Origin of the sequence: Tautonia plasticadhaerens, from assembly GCF_007752535.1 — a bacterium.
GTDB lineage: Bacteria > Planctomycetota > Planctomycetia > Isosphaerales > Isosphaeraceae > Tautonia > Tautonia plasticadhaerens.
The window spans coordinates 8,198,684-8,220,193 of record NZ_CP036426.1 but is presented as its reverse complement, the minus strand read 5'-3'; the positions used below and the strand labels follow the sequence as shown (position 1 = coordinate 8,220,193).

The window sequence follows — 21,510 nt, the reverse complement described above, 5'->3', positions numbered from 1 at the left end:
CGCGAAACGGCTCAGGCGCGGGGGTCGTCGTCATCTTCCTCGGTGTCGTCGTCGTCGTCGTCCTCGTCGTCGTCGTCCTCCTCCTCCTCGGCGGACTTCTTGAGGACGAAGAGGTGCTGGGTGGGGCCGTCCGGCTCGAAGTCGTCGGGGTACTCGGCGCCCTCGGAGTAGTCGTAGATGACGGTGATGGTGTCCCCCTCGTGCTTGCCGAGGGCCTTGGCCTTGGAGCCGACGGCCTCGGCGAAGGCCGAGGACTCGGTGATTTCCATGGTGAACTTGCCGACGCCGTCCTCGCCGGGCTCGCCGTCCATGGTGACCTTGATCACGAACTCGTCGGTGCCGTCGGGGCCGACCAGCGTGAGCTCGCCCTCCTCGATCTCGACCGTGCGGCCCTCGAGGTTCTCCTCGGGGACCTCCTGGTCGCCTCGCATCCCCTTGACGTAGGTGAAGGTGCCGTGATAGGAGGCCTCCTCCTCGTCCTGGGCGACAATCGGCGAGGGGGCGGGGCCGGGGCCGATCAGCAGGGCGAGCAGGCTGGGGACCATCAGCGGAGCGATCATCATGCGTGCCTCGCGATCCGTGGGAATTGGGGCATGGGATGTGACGGGCCGGGACTGCTGGCCGGCCCGGGGAAGATCATACCGGGGGGGCCGCCCCGGGACACCGGCCCTCCGGATGAATTCGGCGCGAAGGGGAGCCGCTCAGGGGGGAGCGGGGCGTGCCTCGACGGGGTCCCGGCCCCACCAGGAGGCCAGGGCCGTGCCCGTGAGCATGCAGCCGAAGGTGTAGAGGGCGCAGGGGATGGCCACGGCGGGGCGGTCGGGGAACAGGGAGAGGGCGATCGTGGTGCCGAGGCCGGCGTTCTGCATGCCGACCTCCAGCGTGAGGGCCCGTCGCATCGGGCGATCCACGCACAAGGCCCGGCCGCCGAGGTCGCCGGCGAGGTAGCCCAGGAGGTTGACCGCCAGCAAGGCGGCGATCAGGCGGGCGTCGGGCACGGCGAGGCGGTCGCGGTTGGCGGCGACGACCACGGCGATGATCCAGAGGATCGCCAGGTTCGCCGCCGCCTCGGCGACCGGCCCGGCCGCACGGGCCCATCCCGGCCGGGCCCGGCCGAGGGCGTGGCCGAGCCCCACCGGGAGGACGACGAACAGGGAGAGCTGCCGCATGGCGTCGGCCGCCGGGAAGTCGACCGAGATGCCCCCCAGCGCGACCCGGAGTGTCAGCGGGACGACGACCGGCGAGGCGACGGTGGCCAGGGTCGTCAGGCTGACGGAGTAGCTGACGTTGCCCCGGGCCATCAGGGTGAGGACGTTGGAGGCCATCGCCCCGGGCACGCAGCCGACGAGGATCAGGCCGACGGTGGCGTCGGCGTCGAGCCGGGAGAGCCGGGCGGCGAGGTAGGCGAGCGCGGGCATCGCCGCGTACTGGACCGCCGTCCCGCCGAGCACCGCCGGCCACCGCCGGGCGACCTGCGCGACCTCGTCGCGGGGCAGCCGCCAGCCGATGGCGAACATCGCCAGCGCGATCAGGCCCCAAAGGCCCCCCGTGCTGGCGAGGAAGGGGTCGAACGCCGAGGACCCGAACGCCCTCGGCCAGGCGAGGGCCAGGCCAGAGAGCAGCAGCAGGCCGATCAGGACGGGGGGCGGTCGCATCGAGCCGGATCCGGGGCCCAGGCCATCGGGGGGGACGCCCGACGAGGATACGGCCAGTCGGCGGGCTGCGACAGGGGAACGCGTCGGGTCGGGCACCTTCACGATTCTTGATGCCACTTGACAGAGGGGGCGGCCATCGCCCACCGTGAGGGGGTCGGGCGAGGACCCCGGGGAGGGCCCGGGGCCTCCCCGACCCCGGGAGTGCGTCCGGCCATGGCCACCGTCGACGTCGAATGCTCCGAGTGCGGCGCGGGATTGCAGGTCGAGGAGTCGCTGGTGGGCTCGTCGATGACCTGCCCGAAGTGCAAGCTGCCCTGCGTCGTCGAGCGCCCGGGCGCCTACGACCTGGTCGACGAGCCCCGGGCCCGGCCGGGTCGGTCGTCCGCGGGCCCGGCCCCGGATCCGAGCCCGGGTCCGGGCCCGGGCCGCCCCCGGGCCGCCTCCCCCCGGCCCGAGGAGCCCGAGACCCAGGAGCAGCGGAAGCTCCGGGAGCGGATGGAACGATGGTCCGACGAGGGGTGACCTCGGCGACGGGCCGACCCCCCGGTCGGTCAGCCCGGGGTCGGCCCGATCTCGACGGGCTCGCCGTCGTCGTCGATCGTGGTGTAGACGGGCCGGTGGGCGTTCTGCCAGGAGACGACGACGGGGCTGCCGTCGAAGCCGAGCCGGTTGAACTGGAGGTTCAGGCCGAGGGGGGACCGCCGCCGCAGGGGGGTGAACTGCGAGAGCAGCTCCGGGGGCGAGGTCTCCGAGGCGTCGTGGCCGATCTGGACGACCGAGTGGGCGTTGGGGGAGCCGTGGACCATCGCCAGGCTCGGCGCCACGTTCCAGACCGAGACCGTGCCGGCCCCCCGGCCGAGCATCGGCGAGGTGATCAGGTTCGAGAGCAGGCCGGGGCGCGTGGCCGGGTCGAGGTAGCCGCCGGAGACCTGCACGCCCGAGGACCGGCCGCCGGGCGCGGTGAACGAGAACAGCTCCTGGGGCGGCATCGCGTGGGCGACGCCCAGGGTGTAGCCGTCGAGGCCGACGACCAGGGGCTCCCGGAACCGGCCGGCGCCGACGGCCAGGTCGTCGTAGTTGTCGCCGTTGTAGTCGGCGCTGGCCACCGTCACGCCGTCGGGGAAGCGGCCGGGGAGGACGCCCGCCAGCTCCCGGACGAGCGAGCCGTCGGGCCCGAAGATCCGGACGAGGCTGCCGCCGGGGCCGACCCGGCCGGCGATGATCTCGGGGCGGCCGTCGCGGTCGAGGTCGCCCGAGGCCAGGCTCACCCCGGCGAACGGGTGCTCGGGGAAGGGGCGGAAGCGGGTGATCTCCCGGAGGGTCGCGCCGTCGAAGATCGAGACGAACCCCCGGGAGCCCCGGCGGGCGGGGCCGGCGATGACGTCCTCGATGAGGTCGCCGTCCAGGTCGCCGACGGCGGTGGAGACGCCCCCCTTCCACGAGGGGGGCAGGGGGTCGACGCGGCCGACGGGGTTGCCGTCGCCGTCCTGGACGAGCACGCCGCCCCCCTGGCCGAGCCCGGCGCCGACGGCGATCCGGCGCTGCTCGGGGTTGAAGACGGCGAGCACCCCCATCATCATTCCGGCGTCTTCATGCGTCAGGATGTGGCAGTGGAAGACGTACTTGCCGAAGTGCGGCTGCACTCGCCAGCGGACGACCACCTCGCCCTTGGCGGGGATCGTGATCGTGTCCCGCATCGAGACGTAGTCGTAGACCCCGCCCCCCTCGGTCGAGGTGTCGACCGTCTCCCCGTTGATGGAGATGACGGCGAAGTCGTTCTGGTGGATGTGGAAGGGGTGGTCGACGTTCGAGGTGTTCCTCAAGGTCCACTCCTCCACCTGGCCCGCCTGGATGGTGACGATCGGCGAGTCGGGGAAGGCGGAGCCGTTGATCGTGAAGTTGCCGCCCCCGGAGTGGAAGACGAACTCCCGGCGGTGGTCCGGCTCCGCCGAGAAGACCTCGGGGATCGAGCCGACGGGGTCGAAGACCGGCGGGGGCTCGGCGACCGGATCCCCCTCCACCACGATCGTCGCCAGGGCGAAGAACTCGCCGAGCGGCTGGATGTCCGGAGCCATGTTGTCGACGATGTAGTAGGTGCCCGGCTCCGTCGGCGCGGTGACGGCCATCGTCAACCGTTCTCCCGGGGCGACGAAGCTCAGGCCCTCGACGAGGTAGGGCTCGGGCAGGTCGAGCGAGAGCGCCCGGGGGACGAGGTCGCGGCTGTTGCCGTCGTGGGCGATGACGGTCCCCTGCCAGGGGGCCTCGCCGTCGGCGTCGACCACGCCGAGGTTGTAGAAGCCGGTCCGGCCGATCGAGGCGAAGGTCCAGATCTCCGTCTCGCCGGGGCGCAGCGTGAAGGTCGGGTTGAGCTGGCCGTTGACCCGCTTCTGCCAGTCCTGCAGGTAGGGGGGCTTGTTGTTGTTGATGTAGCCGACGTCGTCGGGCGTGCGATCGCCGGTGGCCGGGTCGACGGCGACGTTGCCCAGGGTGAGGGCCAGCAACCGCTCGTCGAACCGGCCCCGGTACTGGGGGAAGGGGTCGAGCGGGTCGCCGACCTGGATCAGGCCGGCGAGGCCGCCGTAGACCTGGTCGGCGGTCGAGCCGTGCTGGTGGGTGTGGTACCAGTTGATGCCGTGCTGCTGGGTCTCGGGCAGCTCGATCCGGGTCCGGAAGGTGCCGTCGGGCAGCATGGCCCGGTAGACGTTGTCGCCGTCCCCCAGCGGGCTGACGAGGAAGCCGTGCGTGTGATAGTTGGTCGTGTAGGCGACCGGGTAGGGGGGCGGGTCGTCGTTGGCGCCGTCGAGGTCGTTGCGGAGGATCAGGTCGAGCGTGTCGCCGGGCTCCATCTTCAGGAGGGGGCCGGGGAACTGCGGGGGCAGCACGGTGCCGTCGGCGGTCGTGAACTGATAGCCGGCGGCGAAGTTCAACGCGGCGGGGGGCTGGTAATTCGCCGGCACCGGCTTGGAGTAGATCGGCATGTCGCCCGAGAGGACCGGCGCCCCCGAGCCCGGCAGCCCGGCCCGGATCACGGTGACGTCGGCGTCGAGCACGCCGTCGACGCTCCGGATCACCGGCGGCTCGTGCAGCGGGCCGTCGGAGGTCGGCGGGACGATGATCGCCAGCAGGTGCCGGGGCTCCAGCGCCTGGATCGTCGGGCGGATCCCCCGGAGGGTCGCCGGACGTCGCCCTCGCGTCCGTGACGGACGGGTGCGTCGAAGGAAGGTCATGGAAGCAGGTCCCGATCGTTGGACGAGGAAGGGGCGTGGCGACATCGCCAAACCATGAATATCACGTCCTTAAGTTGGCGTCCACGAGGTCGGCCATTTTTCGCCGGCTGCCGGTCCGGGTCGGGCCGAGGCGGGGTAGGTCGGGGGGCTGGGTGAGGGTTGCGGGGGCCTCGGGGTGGACGGTCGGGCGGCGGTGGGCGACACTGCCAGGGACATCGGGGCGAGGCCCGGCCGGCTCGGGAGGGCCGTCGCCGGGCCGTGGGACGAGGGGAGCGATGGGGCTGATGGACTTCAAGGGCGTCCGCATCACCTGGCTGGGGCACTCGACCTTCCTGATCGCGGCCCCGGAGGGCCCGACGCTGCTGGTCGACCCGTTCCTGGCGAGCAACCCGAAGTGCCCGAAGCAGTTCCACGACGTCAGATGCGACGCGATCGCCATCACCCATGGCCACGCCGACCACCTGGCCGACGTCTTCTCGGCCGCCGAGCGGTGCTCGGGCAAGGTCGTCGGCATGTACGACCTGACCGGGTGGCTGGGGACCAAGGGGGTCGACGGCGAGAAGCTGCTGGGCATGAACAAGGGGGGCTCGGTCCGCCTGGGGACGCCGGACATCGCGTTGACGATGACCGACGCCCGGCACTCCTCCTCCTGGACCGAGCCGGACGGCACGGTGGTCTACCTCGGCGAGCCGGGCGGCTACGTCGTGACGTTCTCGAACGACTTCAGGCTCTACATCGCCGGGGACACCTCCCTGTTCGGCGACATGGCCCTGATCCGCGAGCTGTACGCCCCCGATGCGGCCATCCTGCCGATCGGCGACCATTACACGATGGACCCCCGGGCCGCGGCCCATGCCTGCCGGCTGCTCGGCGTGGAGGCGGCGATCCCGTGCCACTACGGCACGTTCCCGCCGCTGATCGGCACCCCGGAGCAGTTCCGCAACCACGTGCAGGGCCTCGGCCTCTCGACCGAGGTGATTTCCACCGAGCCGGGCGGGACGATCTCCTGATCGGATCGATCCGCCCGGGGTCGTCGGGGCGGGCCATCGACGACTTCGCAGCAACTCCTTGAGGATGAGGCCGATGACCGAACGAGATCCGTCGGGGCGGGGGGAGGGGCGGGGCGTCTCCCGCCGGCAGGCGATCCGGGGTGCCCTGGGAGGGCTGGCCGCCTGCGCGGCGGTCGCCCCGGGGGCGGTCGGCCGGGCCCAGGACCGGCCGGCCCGGACGCCGACGCCGATGCCGAAGGCCCGGTACTGCCTGAACACGAGCACGATCCGGGGGCAGGACTCCCAGGTCGGCGTGGTCGAGCAGATCCGGATCGCCGGGGAGGCCGGGTACGACGGCATCGAGCCCTGGCTCCGCGACATCGACCGATACGTCGAGGAGGGCGGGTCGCTCCGGGACCTCGCCGCCCGGATCGAGGACGCGGGCCTCGCCGTGCCCAGCGCCATCGGCTACGCCCGGTGGGCCGTGGACGACGACGCCGAACGCGCCGAGGGGCTGGAGCAGGCGAAGCGGGACATGGCCGCCATCGCCGAGATCGGCGGCACCCGGATCGCCGCCCCCCCCGTCGGGCTGACCGACCGGAAGTATGAGGATCTGCTCACCCTGGCCGGTCGCTATGCGAGGCTCCTGGAGCTGGGGGAGCGGATGGGCGTGGTCCCCCAGCTGGAGGTCTGGGGCTTCTCGAAGACCTTCAGCCGGCTGGGGGAGGTGGCCTTCGTCGCCGTCGAGAGCGGCCGGGCCGATGCCTGCATCCTGCCGGATGTCTATCACGTCTACAAGGGAGGGTCGAGCCTCGAAGGGCTCCGCCACCTCAGCGGCCGGACGATCCGGGTCTTCCACCTGAACGACTACCCGGCCGACCCCCCTCGCGAGACGATCTCCGACGCCGACCGCGTCTTCCCCGGCGACGGCGTCGCGCCCCTCGGCGACCTGATGGCCATCCTCGACGCCATCGGCTTCGACGGCACGTTTTCCCTCGAACTCTTCAACCGGGACTACTGGCAACGCGACCCGATGGAGGTGGCGGTGGAGGGACTCCGGAAGATGAAGCAGGCGACCGGCTCGGGGTCGTAAGCTCGGCACCCCGGCTGCCGGCTGCCTCATCCCGCGCGAGCGTCGCCTCGATCCGGCCGGGGGATCGGCCTGGCCGGGGGCCGGGAATGATGCGGGATTTCCCGGATCGATCACCCTTGGGTGGCTGGGGCCTCGCGGGCGAGGTCCCAGCCACCCCGACCCCCGGGCCTACCGCACGACAGGTGCACGGAAACCGTGCGAGTCCTGTCGCCGAGTGCTCTCTTCTGCCGGGCGACGTCCCGCCTCCGCGACGAGCCGGAGCGCGGCCACGACCACCTCGGGTTCAGGGTCGTGGCGGTGAGGCGGTGGAGGGGAGGTTTCGCTCCGCCTCAAAGCCTGAGAGCCCCGTCCGATGGACCGGGGAGCGGCAGGATGCGACTGCGGGCGGACGACCGTCAGCCGGGGAACTCGCCCGTCAGTACGGCGGCGGCGGCCATACACGCGAGGAACGCGATCAGGATGATCATCGCTGCGCCTGCCCAGAGCCGGAGGCGCTTCAGGGCGATCGACGCCCGCTCCAGGTCGTCGGAATCGCGCCGCCAGGAGGCGAACCACGCGGCGGAGTAATACTCGACCGCCAGCACACCGCCCACCAGCGCAACCGGGGCGAAGAGGAGATTGACGCTCCACACCGTGATGAACGGCCTGCTCGGCGGCGGCCCCGTGACGCTTTGGTCGACCAGGGCGATCAGCCACAGCACGCCGGCCGTCCCGCCCACCGCCGCGTATGTGAGCAGAAACACCGCGGACGCCAGCGCCCACGGCCGCGTCTCGCGAAACGCCTCCATCGCCGCCCCCGAAGACCCCTCGTACTTCTGCGTCATCGCCCCGCTCCTCTGATCGGTCAACGGTCGATTCGCCCGAGTCGATAAGGACTCGCGCAAGAATAATCTGGTGAAATTCCGGGAGTGGGTGGCCGGGGCCTCGTCCGCGAGACCCCGGCCGGGAGGCCATCGCACGGGGTCTCGCGGACGAGACCCCGGCCACCCCGGCACGTGCCCCTCCAGATCTCTGACCAGGTGATTCTTGCGCAACTCCTCAGCACTGACTCGCAGTTTACTTTGCGTTGCAAAGTTCAGCAATCGCGATGAGCGGGAGTTGCGCCGTCCACCGTCCCGTGCTCACCGTTCCGGATGTCGGAGAAGCCCGAGAGAGCCGGAGCCAATGGCGGCAGAGGGGCTCTAGTACTACTCCGTTAGTTGCTCGGGAGGTGGGTCGACGAGTCCCCGGCAGTAGGGGCAGTCGTGCCGGCAGATCGGGGCCAGCAGGCGTTGCAGCGCCCGGCGGATCGACGGCAGCGTGATCACCGGACCTCGGCGCCCCCCCTTTTGCCCGGCCGGGGTCGACCCCGGCGGGCTCGCCGCTGCTCGAGTGCCAGGAAGCCGTAGGCCAGCATCACCAGGCAGGCATGGTGGTGGAACCCGCGCCAGGAGCGGCCCTCGAAGTGGTCCAGCCCGAGTTCCTCCTTCATCTGCTGGTAGCCCTGCTCCACCGGCCAGCGGCTCCGCCACAGCCGCACTGCCCGCAGGCGGCTGGTGCCCGCCGGCAGGTTGCTGAAGGCGTACTTGAGCTTGCCGTCGGCCTGCTCCTCGATCAGCAGCCAGAGCGGCTCCTCGCCGGCACAGTCGCCGGTGGCCCAGCCGTGCCCCGGCCAGACCCGCAGCCAGGCGAAGCGGCCCGACATCGGGCCCTTCGTCCCTTCGCGCCAGGTGACCTTCCGCCGCGGCGTCCGCGAGGCCAGCTCCCTCAGGCTGACCGGCCGGGGGGATCCCTCGGCCAGGCGGGGCCGCTTCTGCGGGCGGCCGCCCGTCGCGGCCGTCGGCTCGATCCACCGGGGCTCCTCGGTGAAGACCACCAACTCGTCGGTGACGCCGACGATATAGTGCAGGCCACGCTCGGCCAGGCCGGCGCGGGACGGCCCGGAGACGCCGTAGCCGGCGTCGGCCAGCACCAGCTGCCCCGGCAGCCCCTCGCCACGGACCCGGTCCAGCAGCTCCAAGGCGATCTGCCCCTTGGTCAGCATCCGCCGCTCCGGCTCGGGCACGCCCGCCCGGTCGAGGCGCGCCTCGTCCCCCAGCCAGCTCTCCGGCAGGTACAGCCGCAGGTCGAGCGGGCAGTGCCCCTTCGGGCTGACGTAGTGCACCGAGACGGCGCACTGGCAGTTGGCCTTCTTGCCCAGCGCGCCGCAGTGCTGACGCTGCACCCCGACGGAGTGCTTGCCCTGCTTGGGGAAGGTCGTGTCGTCGATGACGAAGATGCCGGCCGGGTCGGCGAAGCACTCGGCCATGACGGCCCTGTAGCGCTTCCAGGCCGCCTGCTCGTCCCAGGGGCTCTGGCTGACGAACTGCTGCAGCGCCTGCTCGGGGTCCTTGACGGCCAGCTCGGGCGGCAGGGGGACGCGTCGGGAGAGCGGCTCGATGCTCTTGCGCTCGCCGTCGGTGATCAGGCCGCGGAGATAGACCGGGCACCAGCGGGCGGGCCGATCGAGGGCGAAGGCGTCGCGGAAGCGGGCGGCGTAGGCGTCGAGGCGTGAGAGGGCCTCGGGGTCGAGTTCGGGGGTGTAGGTCTTGCTCATACCACCTGGTACGAACAAGACCCCGGGGCTGGTTCGTAGTGGCTAACGGAGTAGTACTAGAAGCGTCATGACCGCGAGCACTTCCGCCAACTCGGCAAGCTGGGCATCAACGCAACCGCTGACCGCGACTTCGGCGGCTCGATCGTCGATTGCATGGAGCAGGGCTGCCGCACCATGAACTCCTGACGCCGGGACTCGTGGCGACATGGGGGGGAGCCAGGAGGTCGAGCCCCACCCTTGCCCCGATGAACGTCCCCGATGACTTGCCAGTCCGTGGGCACGTAGGGCTTGCCAGTCGGCCTGGGACGAGGGCCCTCGGCTCCATGACTCGCACGGTTTCCGTGCACCTGTCGCGCGGTGGCCCTGCCCGGGCCCCCGATGGCAAGCCTCCCGGGCAATGCGGTATGACTTCGCCCGGCCGGGAGCGGGGAGCGAGGGCCGATCACGGCCCACGGTACCCTCGGGACGCCAGGACCTCGGCGATCCGAGTGCCCCGGCCGATCGGCGGCCGGGGCCGGACCTCGACGACGATCATCGACTCGGCGCGTTCGCCGTACGGGCCCCGGGCGAGGACCTCGCCGCCCGGGCCGACGGCCATCGAGCAGCCGATGACCCTGCGCCCTCCCCAGGGGCCGGCGGTCAGCCGGCCGACGTTGCTGACGCCGAGGATCGTCAGGTCGTAGAGGCGGGCGAGTTCGGTATACGAGTCGAGCCAGATCCCGCCATAGGGCGTCCGGTCGTGGTCGTGCTCGGCGTCGACCGCCCAGGCCGACGGGGAGAGGATCAACTGCGCCCCCATCCGGGCCAGGACGTGGCCGATGGCCAGCGAGCTGCCGAAGTTGTCGGCGCAGGTGGCCAGGCCGATCGTCCCCAATTCGGTCTCGGCCACCCCGATCCGGTCGCCGATCGCGTAGAGGTCCAGCGCGATGTCCAGCTCGTTGACCTTGCGGTGGTGCAGCAGGATCCGGCCCTCGGGGCCGATCAGGACGGCGGCGTTGTAGAGGAGGTCTCCCGACCGCTCGACGAGCCCGGCGGCCACGAAGACCTGGCGGTCGCGAGCCTGCCGGGCGAGGAGTTCGGAGCGAGGGCCGGGGATCGGCTCGGCCATCGACCGGGCCGAGGGGTCGGTCCATCCCAGGTCGAGGCACTCCGGGAGGACGACGAGGCGACACCCCCGATCGGCCGCCTCGCCGATCGCCCGGGAGGCCCGGTCGAGGTTCGCCTCGGGGCACGCCCCCTCGACCAGGATCTGGCCCATGCCGACGAGGAACGGGCGGTCGCTCATGGTCTCCTGTCCTTTCCCGACACCCCGGCCGCGCCGGGGAGGGTCAATCGCGGCCCGGCGTCGCATCGGGTCGGCCCGGTGCCCCGATCGGGCCACCCGCGATCGCCTCGCGAAGCCTCCGGAACTGCTCGGCGAGGGCGGCGGGGGTGTAGTGGGCGTTCAGGCCGCTGGGGTTGGGCAGGACCCAGAGGGACGCGCCGGCGAGGGACTCCGGCTGGGGGCCGACCCGGGCGTGCTTCCGGCCGAAGGCGAGCCGGTAAGCGGTGATGCCCAGCAGGGCGACGGCCGACGGGCGATGGGCCCGCACCTTCTCGGCGAGCCGACGGCCCCCCTCGACGTATTCGACCGGGGCCAGCTCGTCGGCCGAGGCGGTGGCGCGGTCGACGACGTTGGTGATGCCCAGGCCCAGGCGGAGCAGCTCGTCCCCCTCGTGGGGCTGGAGCAGGCGGTCGGTGAACCCGCCCCCGAACAGGGCGGGCCAGAAGCGGTTGCCGGGCCGGGCGAAGTGGTGGCCGACGGCGGCGGAGTAGAGGCTCGGGTTGATCCCGCAGAACAGGACGCGGAGCCCCGGGGCGATCAGGTCCGGCACGGTGCGGCCCCTCGACGCGGTCAGTTCCTCGGCCGTGGGGCGTCGCCCCGGCCGGGCCGGGTTGGGCGGTCGGTCGGGGTCCGGGGATCGGGACGCGGGCACGACGGGCTCCGGCGTGAGGGGGGGCGAGGCGATCGGGCGATCCGATCCCGGCCGGGGGTCGACTCAGGGGAGGCCGATGTCCAGGTGCCCGTAGGTCGACAGGAACCAGAGGGGGTAGGCCCACCAGGCGACCAGGGTGACGGCGGAGCAGACCACGCCGATGATCGGCACGATCGGCACCCCCCTCCGCCGGCGAGGCCCGGCCCCCAGGATCGCCAGGAAGGCCCCGGCGGCGGGGGCGATCATCAGCATCGGCGACGGGAGGAACACTTCCTCCAGCGTCGAGGATCCGGTCATCACCGGGACCCGGGACGTGTCGAAGGCCCGGGGCGCCGACTCGGCGAGGCCGAGCGGGGGCAGGGCGAGCAGCGCCAGGGTCGCCAGGCTGATCGCGATCGAGAGCATGCCCAGCGCGACCGAGCCGGGATCGAGGTCGACCTCGGCGGAGGGCCGGGAGGGGAGCCGACGGCGGTGTCGGCCCGAGTCTCGGAGCGGAGAGGTATCAAAAATATGCACAGAGGAAAACTCTTTCGTGTTTGGGAGGGGTTCGAGGGGCGGCCCGGCGCGTCGCCCCGGGGCGCGGCGGCGCCGGCCCGAGCCCTCGACGCACGACTCGCCTACTCGACCTTCATGACGATCTTGCCGAACTGGCCGGCCTGCTCCATGTGGCGGAGGGCCTCGGTGGCCTCGGCGAGGGGGAAGGCGCGGTCGACGACCGGGCGGATGCCGCGGTCCTCGACGAGGTCGAGCATCGCGGCGAACTCGGCGGCGGTGCCCATCGTGGTGCCGAGCAGCCGGAGCTGCTTCCAGAAGAGGGGGAAGACGTTGAACGACGGGACCGGCCCGGCGGTGCCGCCGAAGGTGACGAGCCGGCCGCCGGGCCGGAGCAGGTCGACGCACCGGCCGAACCCCTCCCCCCCGGCGCTGTCGATGACCACGTCGGGCGCCCCGGCCAGCTCGCGGAGCTTCGAGGGCCAGTCGTCGTCCCGGTAGCTGACGCCCCCCTTGGCGCCGAGGGCCCGGGCCCGTTCCAGCTTGGCCTCGCTGCCCGAGGTGACGAAGACCCGGGCCCCCAGGGCCAGGGCGAACTGCAAGGCCAGGGTGGCCGTGCCGGCGCCGATGCCGGTGACCAGCACGGTCTCCCCCGGCTGGACCTCGGCCTTGGTGACGACGGCCCGGTAGGCGGTCAGGCCGGCCAGCGGGATGGCGGCGGCGTCCTCGAAGTTCATCCCCGCGGGCTTGGGCACGACGTTCTCGGCCGGGACGGCGATCAGCTCGGCGAAGGTACCGTGGTCGGGCATGCCGAGGATCCGGAAGCGATCCCCCTGCACCCGGGGGTCGGGCCCCCAGTCGAGGCTCGGGTTGATGACCACATCCTGGCCGGTGCGGAGGCCCTCGACCCCCTCCCCCAGGCTCGCCACCTGCCCGGCGCCGTCGGAGCCGAGCACGGCGGGGAGCGTGACGTTGGGGTACTTGCCCCGGGAGATCCACAGATCCCGGTGGTTCAGGGCCGCGGCCCGGAGCCGCACCACCACCTCGCCGGGGCCCGGGGTCGGGTCGGGCATGTCCTCGAGGCGGAAGTGGTCGATCTGGCCGAATTCGCGGAGGACGATCGCCTTCATGTTCAACCTCCCGGCGGCGGATCTGGGGGCCCCGCTCGCTCTCGCAAGCCGACGGCCCTCCAGCGTACGACGGGGGGCGGCCGGGGCTCAAGCGGGCGGCGATGGCCCGGGCCCCGGGGAACGACGGGGGATGCCGGATGCGAGGGGGCGGATGGGGGCCGGCAGGGGATCGGGGGATGGAGGTGGGGGGCGGGGCGGACGGGCCCGACCGCGACCCGGCACGGCCCGGGGGGCGGTCACGCCGGCATGTGGCCCGCCGTCCCCGGCATCCGGCGACCGCCATCCCCCGGGAGCCCGCCGTAGCCGGCCGCCGGCCCTCCTGCTATCGTCCGGTCGGGCGGGCGAGGACGGATGGGGCGGGGGTCACCGGGGGAGGGAGGGCCGGGCATGGCCGACGCGACGGGGCGGCGGCGGGTCTCGCTGACGATGATCGTGAGGGACGAGGAGCGGGACCTGCCGAGGTGCCTGGGCTCGGTGGCCGACCTGGTCGACGAGGTGGTGGTGGTCGACACCGGCTCGGCCGACCGCTCCCGGCAGGTGGCGGCCGGGTTCGGCGCCCGGGTGGTCGAGTTCTCCTGGGTCGACCACTTCGCCGAGGCCCGGAATGCGGCGATCGACCACGCCACCGGCGACTGGATCCTCTGGCTCGACGCCGACGACCGGCTCGACGAGCCGAACCGGGACCGCCTGCGGTCGCTGATCGCCCGCCTCGGCGACGAGCCGGCCGGCTACCTGATGCGCCAGGTCAACTCGGTGGCCGAGGCGCCGGGAGAGCGCGTGGTCTTCGACCGCGTCCACCTGTTCCCCCGGCGCCCGGAGGTGCGCTGGGAGCGTCGGGTGCACGAGCAGATCCTGCCGAGCCTGGAGCGGCTGGGGGCGAGGGTCATCGCCACCGACATCGCCTTCGAGCACGAGGGCTACCGCGACCCGGCCACCCACCGCCGCAAGGCCGAGCGGAACCTCCGCCTGCTGGAGCGGGAGCGGTCGGAGCGGCCGGGCGACGGCTTCACGCTCTTCAACCTCGCCTGGACGCTGCACGTCCTCGGTCGGCTCGACGAGGCGATGGCGATCTGGCCCGAGGCCCGGGCCCGGTCGACGCCCACCATCAGCTACCTGCGCAAGCTCTATTCGCTCTGGGCCCGGGACGCCCACGCGCTCGGCCGCCCCGACGAGGCGCTGGCCATCTGCCGGGAGGGCAGGGCGGCGCTGCCGGACGACGACGAATTGACCTTCCTCGAAGCCCTGCTGCTCCGGGAGCGGGGCGACCCGTCCGGGGCCGAGACGCTGCTCAACCGGCTCATCTCCGGCCCGGCCCCCTCCTACCTGACGGCCGGCTACAACCCGGGGATCCGGGGCCACCGGGCCCGCCACAACCTGGCCGAGATCTGCCGTGAGCGGGGCCGGGACGCCGACGCCGAGACCCACTGGCGCGCCGCCTCGGCTGAGGCCCCCCACTTCGGCCCCTCCTGGCGGGGGCTGGCCGAGCTGTACCTCGCCCACGGGTTCCATGACGCCGCCCGCCAGGCGACCGACCAGCTCGCCCGGTGCCCCGGGGGCGCCGATGCGGCCGAGGACCTGCGGAGACGGCTCGGGGACGGTGCCGGGCCGGGCGCACGAGACGACGGCCCACCCTCGCCACCCCCGCCCCCGATGCGAGCGGGCCCGGGGGCGGGGTGGGCGAGGGTGGGCTCAGGGCCGAAGGAGGCCACGCCGGCCCCCTCACCCCCGCCCGCACCCCGAGCGCGGGGGGCAGGAGGGGGAATGGCCGAGACCGGGGTGGGGACCGCCCCCGCCGCGTCCCTCCGGGCGATCCCCGACCCCCCCGGAGCGGCCGAGTCGCTGGCCCGGGCCGATCGGGAGCTGGCGGCCGGGAGGGTCGAGGAGGCGGAGGCGATCTATCGGGAGTTGCTCGACGAGGGTTATCTCGAAGGGCTGATGGCCTATCGGCTCGGGACGATCGCCGACGCCCGGGGCGACTTCGACGAGGCGACCCGGCTGCACCGGCTCGCCGTGGTGGCCGACCCGGGCCTGGCCGCCCGGGTCGCCCCCGAGGGGGCGCCGCACCGCCTGGCCGTGACGGCCAGGGCCTACCGGGCCGAGCCGGCCCCCGCCTGCCCGGTCTGCGGCGCGTCGGACCGGGAGACGATCCGGGTCGTCAATTGCCTGGCCGCCGACTCCACCCCGACGGCGATCGACCCCGTCCGGCGTTGGGCCCGCTGCCTCGGCTGCGGGCACGGGATGGCCGACCCGAGGCCGACCCCCGCCGCGCTGGCCGAGGCGCTGGCCTCGCCGCCGCCGCCCCACCTGGTCACCTGGAATTACGAATCGTTGCGGAAGGCGTCGGCCGTCGTGCACCGCCTCCGGTCCCGTCGGCCGGGCGGCCGGCTGCTCGACGTGGGGGCGGCGGGCGGCGTGATGGCCGGGGCGGCGGCCGAGCTCGGCTTCGAGGTCTCGGCGCTGGAGGTGAACCCCGCCTTCGAGGAGAGCATCCGCCGCTTCGGCGTCGAACTGCTCCGGGGCGACCTGCTGGGCTTCCCCTTCGGGGGCCGTCGGTTCGAGGTGGTCCTGCTCGGCGACGTGATCGAGCACCTCCCCGACCCGAGGAGGGGGCTGGAGGTCGTGGCCTCGCTGCTGGAGCCCGGCGGGCTGGCCTGGGTGTCGACCCCGAACCGGGACGGCGCCTGGGCCCGGGCCCTCGGCCCGAGGGACCCGATGTGGCGCGTCGCCGAGCATCTGCACTTCTTCACCCGATCGGGCCTGCATCGCCTGATGGCCGAGGTCGGCCTGGCCCCGGTCGACTACCGCCTCTCCGGTCGCTACCTCGGCTGCGGCGAGACGACCGCCGAGCGGGCCGGGGCCGTCCCCTCCGGTTGATCCGCCCGGGCGTCCCCGGGGGCCCGCGATCCGGTCGGATCGGCCCGTCGGCCGGTGCGGCCTCGGGGGTCGGCGGGGCCGGGGCCGACCCTCGACGCCCGGCCCCCGGGCTCGGCGGCCCTGCGGCGAGGGGGGTGGCGGACGCCGACGGGGCTGGACCGTTCCCGGGCCGACCGCCTGGCCGCGCGAACCGAGGGCGGGGCGTCGTCGTATCATCCGCGGATTCGGTGCGGACGGCGGGCCGGGCGTGCCGATCCCGATTGACGGCGAGTTCGGGCCGATCTAGGATCGTATCGAGGTCGGCCCCGATGGCTCGGGGCCCCTCCGGGGTCGGGTCATGGCACAGCGTCAGCGACATCGGCGTCGGGCGAGGATCAACCTGAGCGTGCTGCTCGGGCTGATCCTCGGCGTCCTGCCCGCCGGCGATCGTTGCATGATCGCGTCGGTCGAGGCGTCGGGCCGCCACGCCGGGGACGACCTTCGGGAGGTGCCACTCCCGGGGCCGGGACCGGCCGATCGATCCTGTTGCCACGCCCCCGAGGCCGTCACGTCACGGCCGGGGGTGCCCTCGCCCGGGGCGTCGGGTGCCGGTGACCCGTGCGGGGCGAGATCCCCGTCTTGCTGCTGCGTGGCCCCGGGCGGCCAGGCGGTTGCCGAGCGTCCCGGACGGGCGGTCGCCGCTCGAAACCTCGAGATCGCCCCGTCGCCGGCCACGCCCCCGAGGGGGCCGTGCGGCCGTGGCCCTCGGTTCGCCGCCCTCCTCGTTCCCCCCGCCCCGGCGAAGGTCCCGCTCTACCTCAGGACCGCCCGGCTGCGGAATTAGCACGCGCCCCCCGATCCCTCCCGCCTCGGGCCGCGCCCCTCGGGGGCCGTCGTTCGCGCCGTCCCGGTGCGAAGCCGATCCCCCCTTGCCGTGCCCGGGCGGTCGCCCTCCGGCAATCCCGACGGGGATGCGGTGAGTCCGCGCCGAACGACCGGGCGCGGATCGCCCTGCGTGAATTGAACGAGCACCGCCGACCCGGCCGGGCTGGTCGATCGACCGGCCCGGCCGGGTCTGGCCCGCTCCCCGTCCATGGTCGTCATTCGGATGGTCCGGGCCGAGCCCGGCCCGTCGTTCCCGAGCACCAGTCCAGGCAATTCGGATCGGAGATCGATACGATGAATCGTCGGATGTCTTTCGTCATCCTGGGCTCCTGGGCATTCGCCCTGGCCCTCGCCGCGACCACCGCGCCGGCCGATGAGGCCGTCGCCCCCGGTGCCAAGGCCGAGGCGTGCTGCGCCGTCGCCGCCGAGGCGAAGTCCAAGCCCTGTTGCGCCGTCGTCGCCGCGGCCGAGGCCGAGGCGAAGGCCAGGGGATGTTGCGTCGTTGCCCTCGCCGGGGCGGCCCCCTCGGCGGTCAAGCCCGAGGCGTGCTGCGCCGCCGCCCCGAAGGCGAGTGTCCCTGTGGGAGCCGAGGTCGTCTCGGCGACCGAGCCGGGCGCCCCGGCCCCGGCCCCGGCCGCCCCGGTGTGCTGCGCCGTCGCCCCGAAGGCGGCGTGCTGTGCCTCCCCGGAGGCGTCGGTGGCCGGCTGTGACGCCTCGTGCTGCGAGGAGGAGGAGGCGTGCAAGGCCTGCTGCCCGGAGGGTTGCGGGGTTGCCCGGGAGGCCGCGGTGGAGTCGGACGCCCCGGCCGTCGCCTGCTGCCAGGACGTCTCGCCCTGCTGCGGGGCGGCGAAGGCATCGACGACTGCTTGCGACGCCTCGTGCTGCGAGGAGGAGGAGGCGTGTGCGGCCTGCTGCCAGGACGGCTGCGACTCCTGCTGCCCGGCGGCCAAGGCGGCGAAGGCCGCCTCGTCCTGCTGGCAGGACGAGGCGGCTTGCACCCCGTGCTGCCAGGACGGCTGCGGGGCCGCTCAGGAGGCTGAGGTGAAGGCGGTGTGCTGCTCCGTCCCCGCCGAAGCCGGCACGAAGGCCTGTGGCGTGGCGCCCTGCTGCCAGGCCGACGTGAAGGGGGCCTCTGCCCCCTGCTGCACGCCGGGCGTGTGATCGGTCCGGTCGTGATTCGAGCCCGGTCCCCGGGGGCCCCGTTCGGGACCTCGGGGACCGGGCCGACGACGGGCGAGCCCGCACCCCCGACGACGACGACGGCGTGGTCGGGGGTCGCGGCGGCCCTGGTCGTCCCGGCCTGGGCCGGACCCCGGGTCAGGCGGGGTCTCCGAGGATGGTGACGGTGACGCGGCGGCGGTGGCCGTCGGCGCGGTGCTCCCAGAGGAAGACGCCCTGCCAGGTGCCGAGGTCGCAGCGGCCGGACGAGATGGGGATCGACAGGGAGGCCTGGGTGAGGATCGACCGGACGTGGGCCGGCATGTCGTCGGGCCCCTCCAGGGTGTGCCGGAAGATCGGGTCGCCGTCGGGCACGAGGCGAGCGAAATAGCGCTCCAGGTCGGAGCGGACGCTCGGATCGGCGTTCTCGCAGATGATCAGCGAGGCGCTCGTGTGGTGGACGAAGACCGAGCATAGACCCCGATCCGCGCCGGAATCGGCCACGATGCGGCCGATGCGGTCGGTCAGTTCGACCGTCCCCCGCCCCCGGGTGTCGACGGTGATCGTCTCGGAGTGGACCATGGGCGGTGCGGCGGGGGCTCGGGCGACGGGACGGGATCAAATCAAGGGGAGGAGGGCCCGGGGCGTCCCCGTCGAGCGATCGAGTCTGCTCGACGGGGACGCCGGGCGGGATCCGGTCGGGGGATCCCGCCGAGGGGAGGGGCCGGGTCGGCCTCAGGGCTGCTCGGGGGCCGGCTCCTCGGTGCCGGGCTCCTCGGGGGCGGGCTCGATCTCGGGCTCGGGGGTCGGGGTGGACTCAATCTCGGGCTCGGGGGTCGGGGTGGGCTCGGGGACGGGGGTCTCCATGTCCATCTCGCCGGAAGGGGCGGGCATGCCGCCCATGTCGTCCATGTCAGTCGAGGGGACTCCCTCGGGGGACGGCTCGATGACCTCGATGGTTTCATCGACGCCGTCGTCGTCCATGTCGCCGGGCTCGCCGCCGCAGCCGGCGAGCAGCAGGGCGGCGGAGAAGCTGAGGCTGGTCACCCAACCGAGGCGCTTGATCAGGTCGGTCATCGGGTGCGGCTCCTTGGCTGATCGGATCCGGAATCGGGGCTCGACCGCCGGGGCCCCCGGCCCGAGCCGGGGGGGTGGGTGCGTTTCGCCTCGGGCGGTCGTCGGGGGCGACGGCCGGGGGCCGGCGCCGCTGCCCTGCCCCTGGTACGCAAATCTCGGCCCGAACCGTTGGCCCTTTCCGCCCGAGCCCGGCCGCCTTCAGCCGGAGCCGGCCCCGGAGCGGCGGTCGAGGGCCGGGTCGGCGCCCCAGCCGAGCTTGTTGCGGAGGGTCCGGTAGAAGGAATGTCCCGGCAGCCGGACCATGGGGAAGGGGGACTCCCCCCGTCGGACGGCGACCCGGTCGCCGGGGCCGAGTTTCCGCTGGATCTGGCCGTCGATGACCGCGGTGACGGCGTGGGACTCGGTCACCTCCGGCGCGATCTCGTACCACTTGTGCCCCGAATCGACCAGCGGGCGCTGGGTCAGCGTGTGGGCGCAGATCGGCGTGATCACGAACATCTGTGCATCCGGCGGGAGGATCGGCCCCCCCGCCGAGAGGCTGTGGCCCGTCGAGCCGACCGGCGTGGCCAGGATCAGACCATCCCCCCGGTAGCTGATCACGCTCTCGCCGTCGATCCGGATCCCCAACTCGATCAGGTGGAACGGCGGGGCGGCCCGGAGGACCACGTCATTGAGCCCCCGGAAGGTCTCCGACCGGCCGTCGGGGTGTCGGATCGTGCAATCCAGGGTCATGAGGTTGTCGATCGTGAGGCGTCGGTCGCACAGGTCGTCCAGGCGGTCGAGGAACTCCGAGGGGGCCAGGTCGGCGAGGAAGCCGAGGCGGCCGAGATTGATGCCGAGCACCGGGATGGGGCAGTCCCCCATCCGACGGGCGGTGTGCAGCACGGTGCCGTCGCCGCCGAGCACCAGGGCGACGTCGGCCTCCAGGCAGGTCAGGTCCGAGTCGGGGCCGAGGTCGATCCCGGTCAACTCCAGCCGGGGACGGCTCCGGAGCTCCCGGCCGAGCCGATCGGCCTCGGCCACCACCTCCGGCTTGGTCCCGTTGCCGAGCAGCGCGACCCGCAACACGGGGCTCGGTTCGGTCCTGGGCTCGGGCATGGGGGGGCTCCGGGGCGTTGGGACGGAGGCGAGGACCGGCGGCGGGGGGCGGGGGTTCTCCCGGACGGAAGGCCCGGGATCGACCCGGCCCCGGCCGCCGGGCCCCGAACGCGACCGGCCATTATACAGGCCCGGGGATGTCCGAGCCGGTGTGCGTCTCCCGACCCGGCCTCGGCCTACTGGGATTTGGCATTCGAAATGCTTGGATATTTCCCAATCCTCAGCCCGTCCCCCGTCGGGGGAGGGTGGGGGAGCAGTCAACCGGAGGATGCAACGATGGCGACCAGTCGTCGCGATGACGAGCGTGAGGTCGATACGAACCCGGACCCGATCACCGGCGAGCACGGCTCGCACCCGGTCGGGGCGGGCCTGGGTGCGGCGGCCGGCGGCGCGGCCGCGGGCGCGGCGGCCGGCGCGGTGGCCGGGCCGGTCGGTGCCGTGGTCGGCGCCGTGGTCGGCGGCGTCGCGGGCGGCTACGCGGGCAAGGCGATCGGCGAGAAGGTCGACCCGACCGTCGAGGAGTCCTACTGGCGGGAGAACTACTCGAGCCGGCCGTACTACGAGGAGGGGTCCGGCTACGAGACCTACGGCCCCGCCTACCGTCACGGCTGGGAGTCGCGCTGCCGATACCAGGACCGCTCCTGGGACGACGCCGAGACGGACGTCCGCCGGGACTGGGAGTCCTCGCGGTCCGACGACCACCTCGAATGGGACCGCGCCAAGCTCGCCGCCCGGGACGCCTGGCACCGCGTCGAGCGTGCCATCCCCGGCGACTTCGACAAGGACGGCCGCTGAACCCCCCGGCGATCGCATCCGCGATCGCCCCGGGACGACGGCCCCGGCGCCCGCCGGGGTCGTCGTCCGCATCCCTCCCGAGAACGGTCCTCGGGATTCGACGACGCTCCTCGATCCGGCCCCGACGGAGGCCGGTGCGCTGCGGTGCGCCCGGAGAATTGGCCCGATGTCCCAATCCAGTATGGGACTTCCGGGATTTGAATTGGCTTCGCTCCGTCAAACGGCCCCGCCCGATCGGGTTCGTTTCGTCGCGCCTGATCGTGGCCCGATCCGGGGGGCCCATTCGGCTCCGGATCCGAATCGGGACGCCGAGGTCGACGGGCTGGTGCGCCGAATTGCACCGGCGTTGGATTGTCCGTTCTGGTCTTCCCGACAGGGGTTACGGAATACGAGTTGGGTTCGTTCCGTCGATCGAGCGAGGGGCCATTGGGTTCGTTTCGTCGGGACTCGCTGGGGAGCCGATTCTGGCCCGTCGGGGTCGGCCGAGTTCCCTTGGGACTGGCTGAT

At 73.2% G+C, this 21,510-nt stretch carries 18 protein-coding genes; 6 read left to right on the top strand and 12 right to left on the bottom strand.

Annotation, left to right across the window (positions count from 1 at the left end; all coding sequences use genetic code 11):
- Positions 1 to 11 precede the first annotated feature (11 nt).
- Both ElP_RS38950 and ElP_RS32645 read right to left on the bottom strand, forming a co-directional pair.
- On the bottom strand, positions 12 to 563 hold the full coding sequence (locus ElP_RS38950; RefSeq protein ID WP_197446547.1) for a hypothetical protein: 552 nt from the start codon (positions 561 to 563) through the stop codon (positions 12 to 14).
- 138 nt (positions 564 to 701) lie between these two features.
- Entirely contained in the window at positions 702 to 1,655 is a 954-nt protein-coding gene (locus ElP_RS32645; RefSeq protein WP_145277461.1) for a bile acid:sodium symporter family protein, read from the bottom strand.
- A gap of 213 nt (positions 1,656 to 1,868) precedes the next feature.
- On the opposite strand from ElP_RS32645, the gene ElP_RS32640 reads away from it, so the two are divergent.
- The gene (locus ElP_RS32640; RefSeq protein ID WP_145277459.1) at positions 1,869 to 2,177 is read left to right on the top strand and encodes a hypothetical protein; all 309 of its coding nucleotides are present in this window, start codon (positions 1,869 to 1,871) and stop codon (positions 2,175 to 2,177) included.
- Positions 2,178 to 2,206: 29 nt separating this feature from the next.
- Here the strand turns inward: ElP_RS32640 and ElP_RS32635 are convergent, their stop codons facing one another.
- On the bottom strand, positions 2,207 to 4,882 hold the full coding sequence (locus ElP_RS32635) for a multicopper oxidase domain-containing protein (protein WP_197446546.1): 2,676 nt from the start codon (positions 4,880 to 4,882) through the stop codon (positions 2,207 to 2,209).
- A 275-nt stretch (positions 4,883 to 5,157) separates the two neighbouring features.
- Here ElP_RS32635 and ElP_RS32630 point away from each other — a divergent pair, with 275 nt between their 5' ends.
- Positions 5,158 to 5,892, top strand: coding sequence for a metal-dependent hydrolase (locus ElP_RS32630; RefSeq protein WP_145277455.1), 735 nt, complete (start codon positions 5,158 to 5,160; stop codon positions 5,890 to 5,892).
- Positions 5,893 to 5,965: 73 nt separating this feature from the next.
- Positions 5,966 to 6,964, top strand: a complete 999-nt coding sequence (locus ElP_RS32625; protein ID WP_145277453.1) for a sugar phosphate isomerase/epimerase family protein — start codon at positions 5,966 to 5,968, stop codon at positions 6,962 to 6,964.
- A 395-nt stretch (positions 6,965 to 7,359) separates the two neighbouring features.
- On the opposite strand, the gene ElP_RS32620 is transcribed toward ElP_RS32625, so the two are convergent.
- The 6 genes from ElP_RS32620 to ElP_RS32595 all read right to left on the bottom strand — a co-directional run bounded on the left by ElP_RS32620 (position 7,360) and on the right by ElP_RS32595 (position 13,137).
- Entirely contained in the window at positions 7,360 to 7,788 is a 429-nt protein-coding gene (locus tag ElP_RS32620; RefSeq protein WP_145277451.1) for a hypothetical protein, read from the bottom strand.
- 479 nt (positions 7,789 to 8,267) lie between these two features.
- Entirely contained in the window at positions 8,268 to 9,539 is a 1,272-nt protein-coding gene (locus ElP_RS32615) for an IS701 family transposase (RefSeq protein ID WP_145277449.1), read from the bottom strand.
- A gap of 442 nt (positions 9,540 to 9,981) precedes the next feature.
- Complete coding sequence (locus ElP_RS32610; RefSeq protein WP_145277447.1) at positions 9,982 to 10,824, bottom strand: carbon-nitrogen hydrolase family protein; 843 nt, start codon at positions 10,822 to 10,824, stop codon at positions 9,982 to 9,984.
- Positions 10,825 to 10,867: 43 nt separating this feature from the next.
- A complete protein-coding gene (mug, locus tag ElP_RS32605) occupies positions 10,868 to 11,515 on the bottom strand; it encodes a G/U mismatch-specific DNA glycosylase (protein ID WP_145277445.1) in 648 nt (215 codons plus the stop codon).
- A 63-nt stretch (positions 11,516 to 11,578) separates the two neighbouring features.
- Positions 11,579 to 12,031, bottom strand: coding sequence for a hypothetical protein (locus ElP_RS32600; RefSeq protein ID WP_145277443.1), 453 nt, complete (start codon positions 12,029 to 12,031; stop codon positions 11,579 to 11,581).
- Between the two features lie 101 nt (positions 12,032 to 12,132).
- Positions 12,133 to 13,137 (bottom strand): zinc-binding dehydrogenase, encoded by a 1,005-nt coding sequence (locus ElP_RS32595; protein WP_145277441.1) that lies wholly within the window; start codon positions 13,135 to 13,137, stop codon positions 12,133 to 12,135.
- 387 nt (positions 13,138 to 13,524) lie between these two features.
- Here ElP_RS32595 and ElP_RS32590 point away from each other — a divergent pair, with 387 nt between their 5' ends.
- Together ElP_RS32590 and ElP_RS32585 are read left to right on the top strand one after the other, a co-directional pair.
- Positions 13,525 to 16,011: a methyltransferase domain-containing protein gene (locus tag ElP_RS32590; RefSeq protein WP_197446545.1), complete on the top strand. Its 2,487-nt coding sequence runs from the start codon at positions 13,525 to 13,527 to the stop codon at positions 16,009 to 16,011.
- A gap of 1,170 nt (positions 16,012 to 17,181) precedes the next feature.
- Positions 17,182 to 18,036, top strand: coding sequence for a hypothetical protein (locus ElP_RS32585; RefSeq protein ID WP_145277437.1), 855 nt, complete (start codon positions 17,182 to 17,184; stop codon positions 18,034 to 18,036).
- Between the two features lie 156 nt (positions 18,037 to 18,192).
- On the opposite strand, the gene ElP_RS32580 is transcribed toward ElP_RS32585, so the two are convergent.
- The 3 genes from ElP_RS32580 to ElP_RS32570 form a co-directional block, all read right to left on the bottom strand.
- The gene (locus tag ElP_RS32580; RefSeq protein WP_145277435.1) at positions 18,193 to 18,615 is read right to left on the bottom strand and encodes a secondary thiamine-phosphate synthase enzyme YjbQ; all 423 of its coding nucleotides are present in this window, start codon (positions 18,613 to 18,615) and stop codon (positions 18,193 to 18,195) included.
- Positions 18,616 to 18,768: 153 nt separating this feature from the next.
- On the bottom strand, positions 18,769 to 19,110 hold the full coding sequence (locus ElP_RS32575) for a hypothetical protein (protein ID WP_197446544.1): 342 nt from the start codon (positions 19,108 to 19,110) through the stop codon (positions 18,769 to 18,771).
- Between the two features lie 198 nt (positions 19,111 to 19,308).
- Positions 19,309 to 20,208 (bottom strand): NAD(+)/NADH kinase, encoded by a 900-nt coding sequence (locus ElP_RS32570; protein WP_145277431.1) that lies wholly within the window; start codon positions 20,206 to 20,208, stop codon positions 19,309 to 19,311.
- Positions 20,209 to 20,484: 276 nt separating this feature from the next.
- On the opposite strand from ElP_RS32570, the gene ElP_RS32565 reads away from it, so the two are divergent.
- A complete protein-coding gene (locus tag ElP_RS32565) occupies positions 20,485 to 21,003 on the top strand; it encodes a hypothetical protein (RefSeq protein WP_145277429.1) in 519 nt (172 codons plus the stop codon).
- Positions 21,004 to 21,510 lie beyond the last annotated feature (507 nt).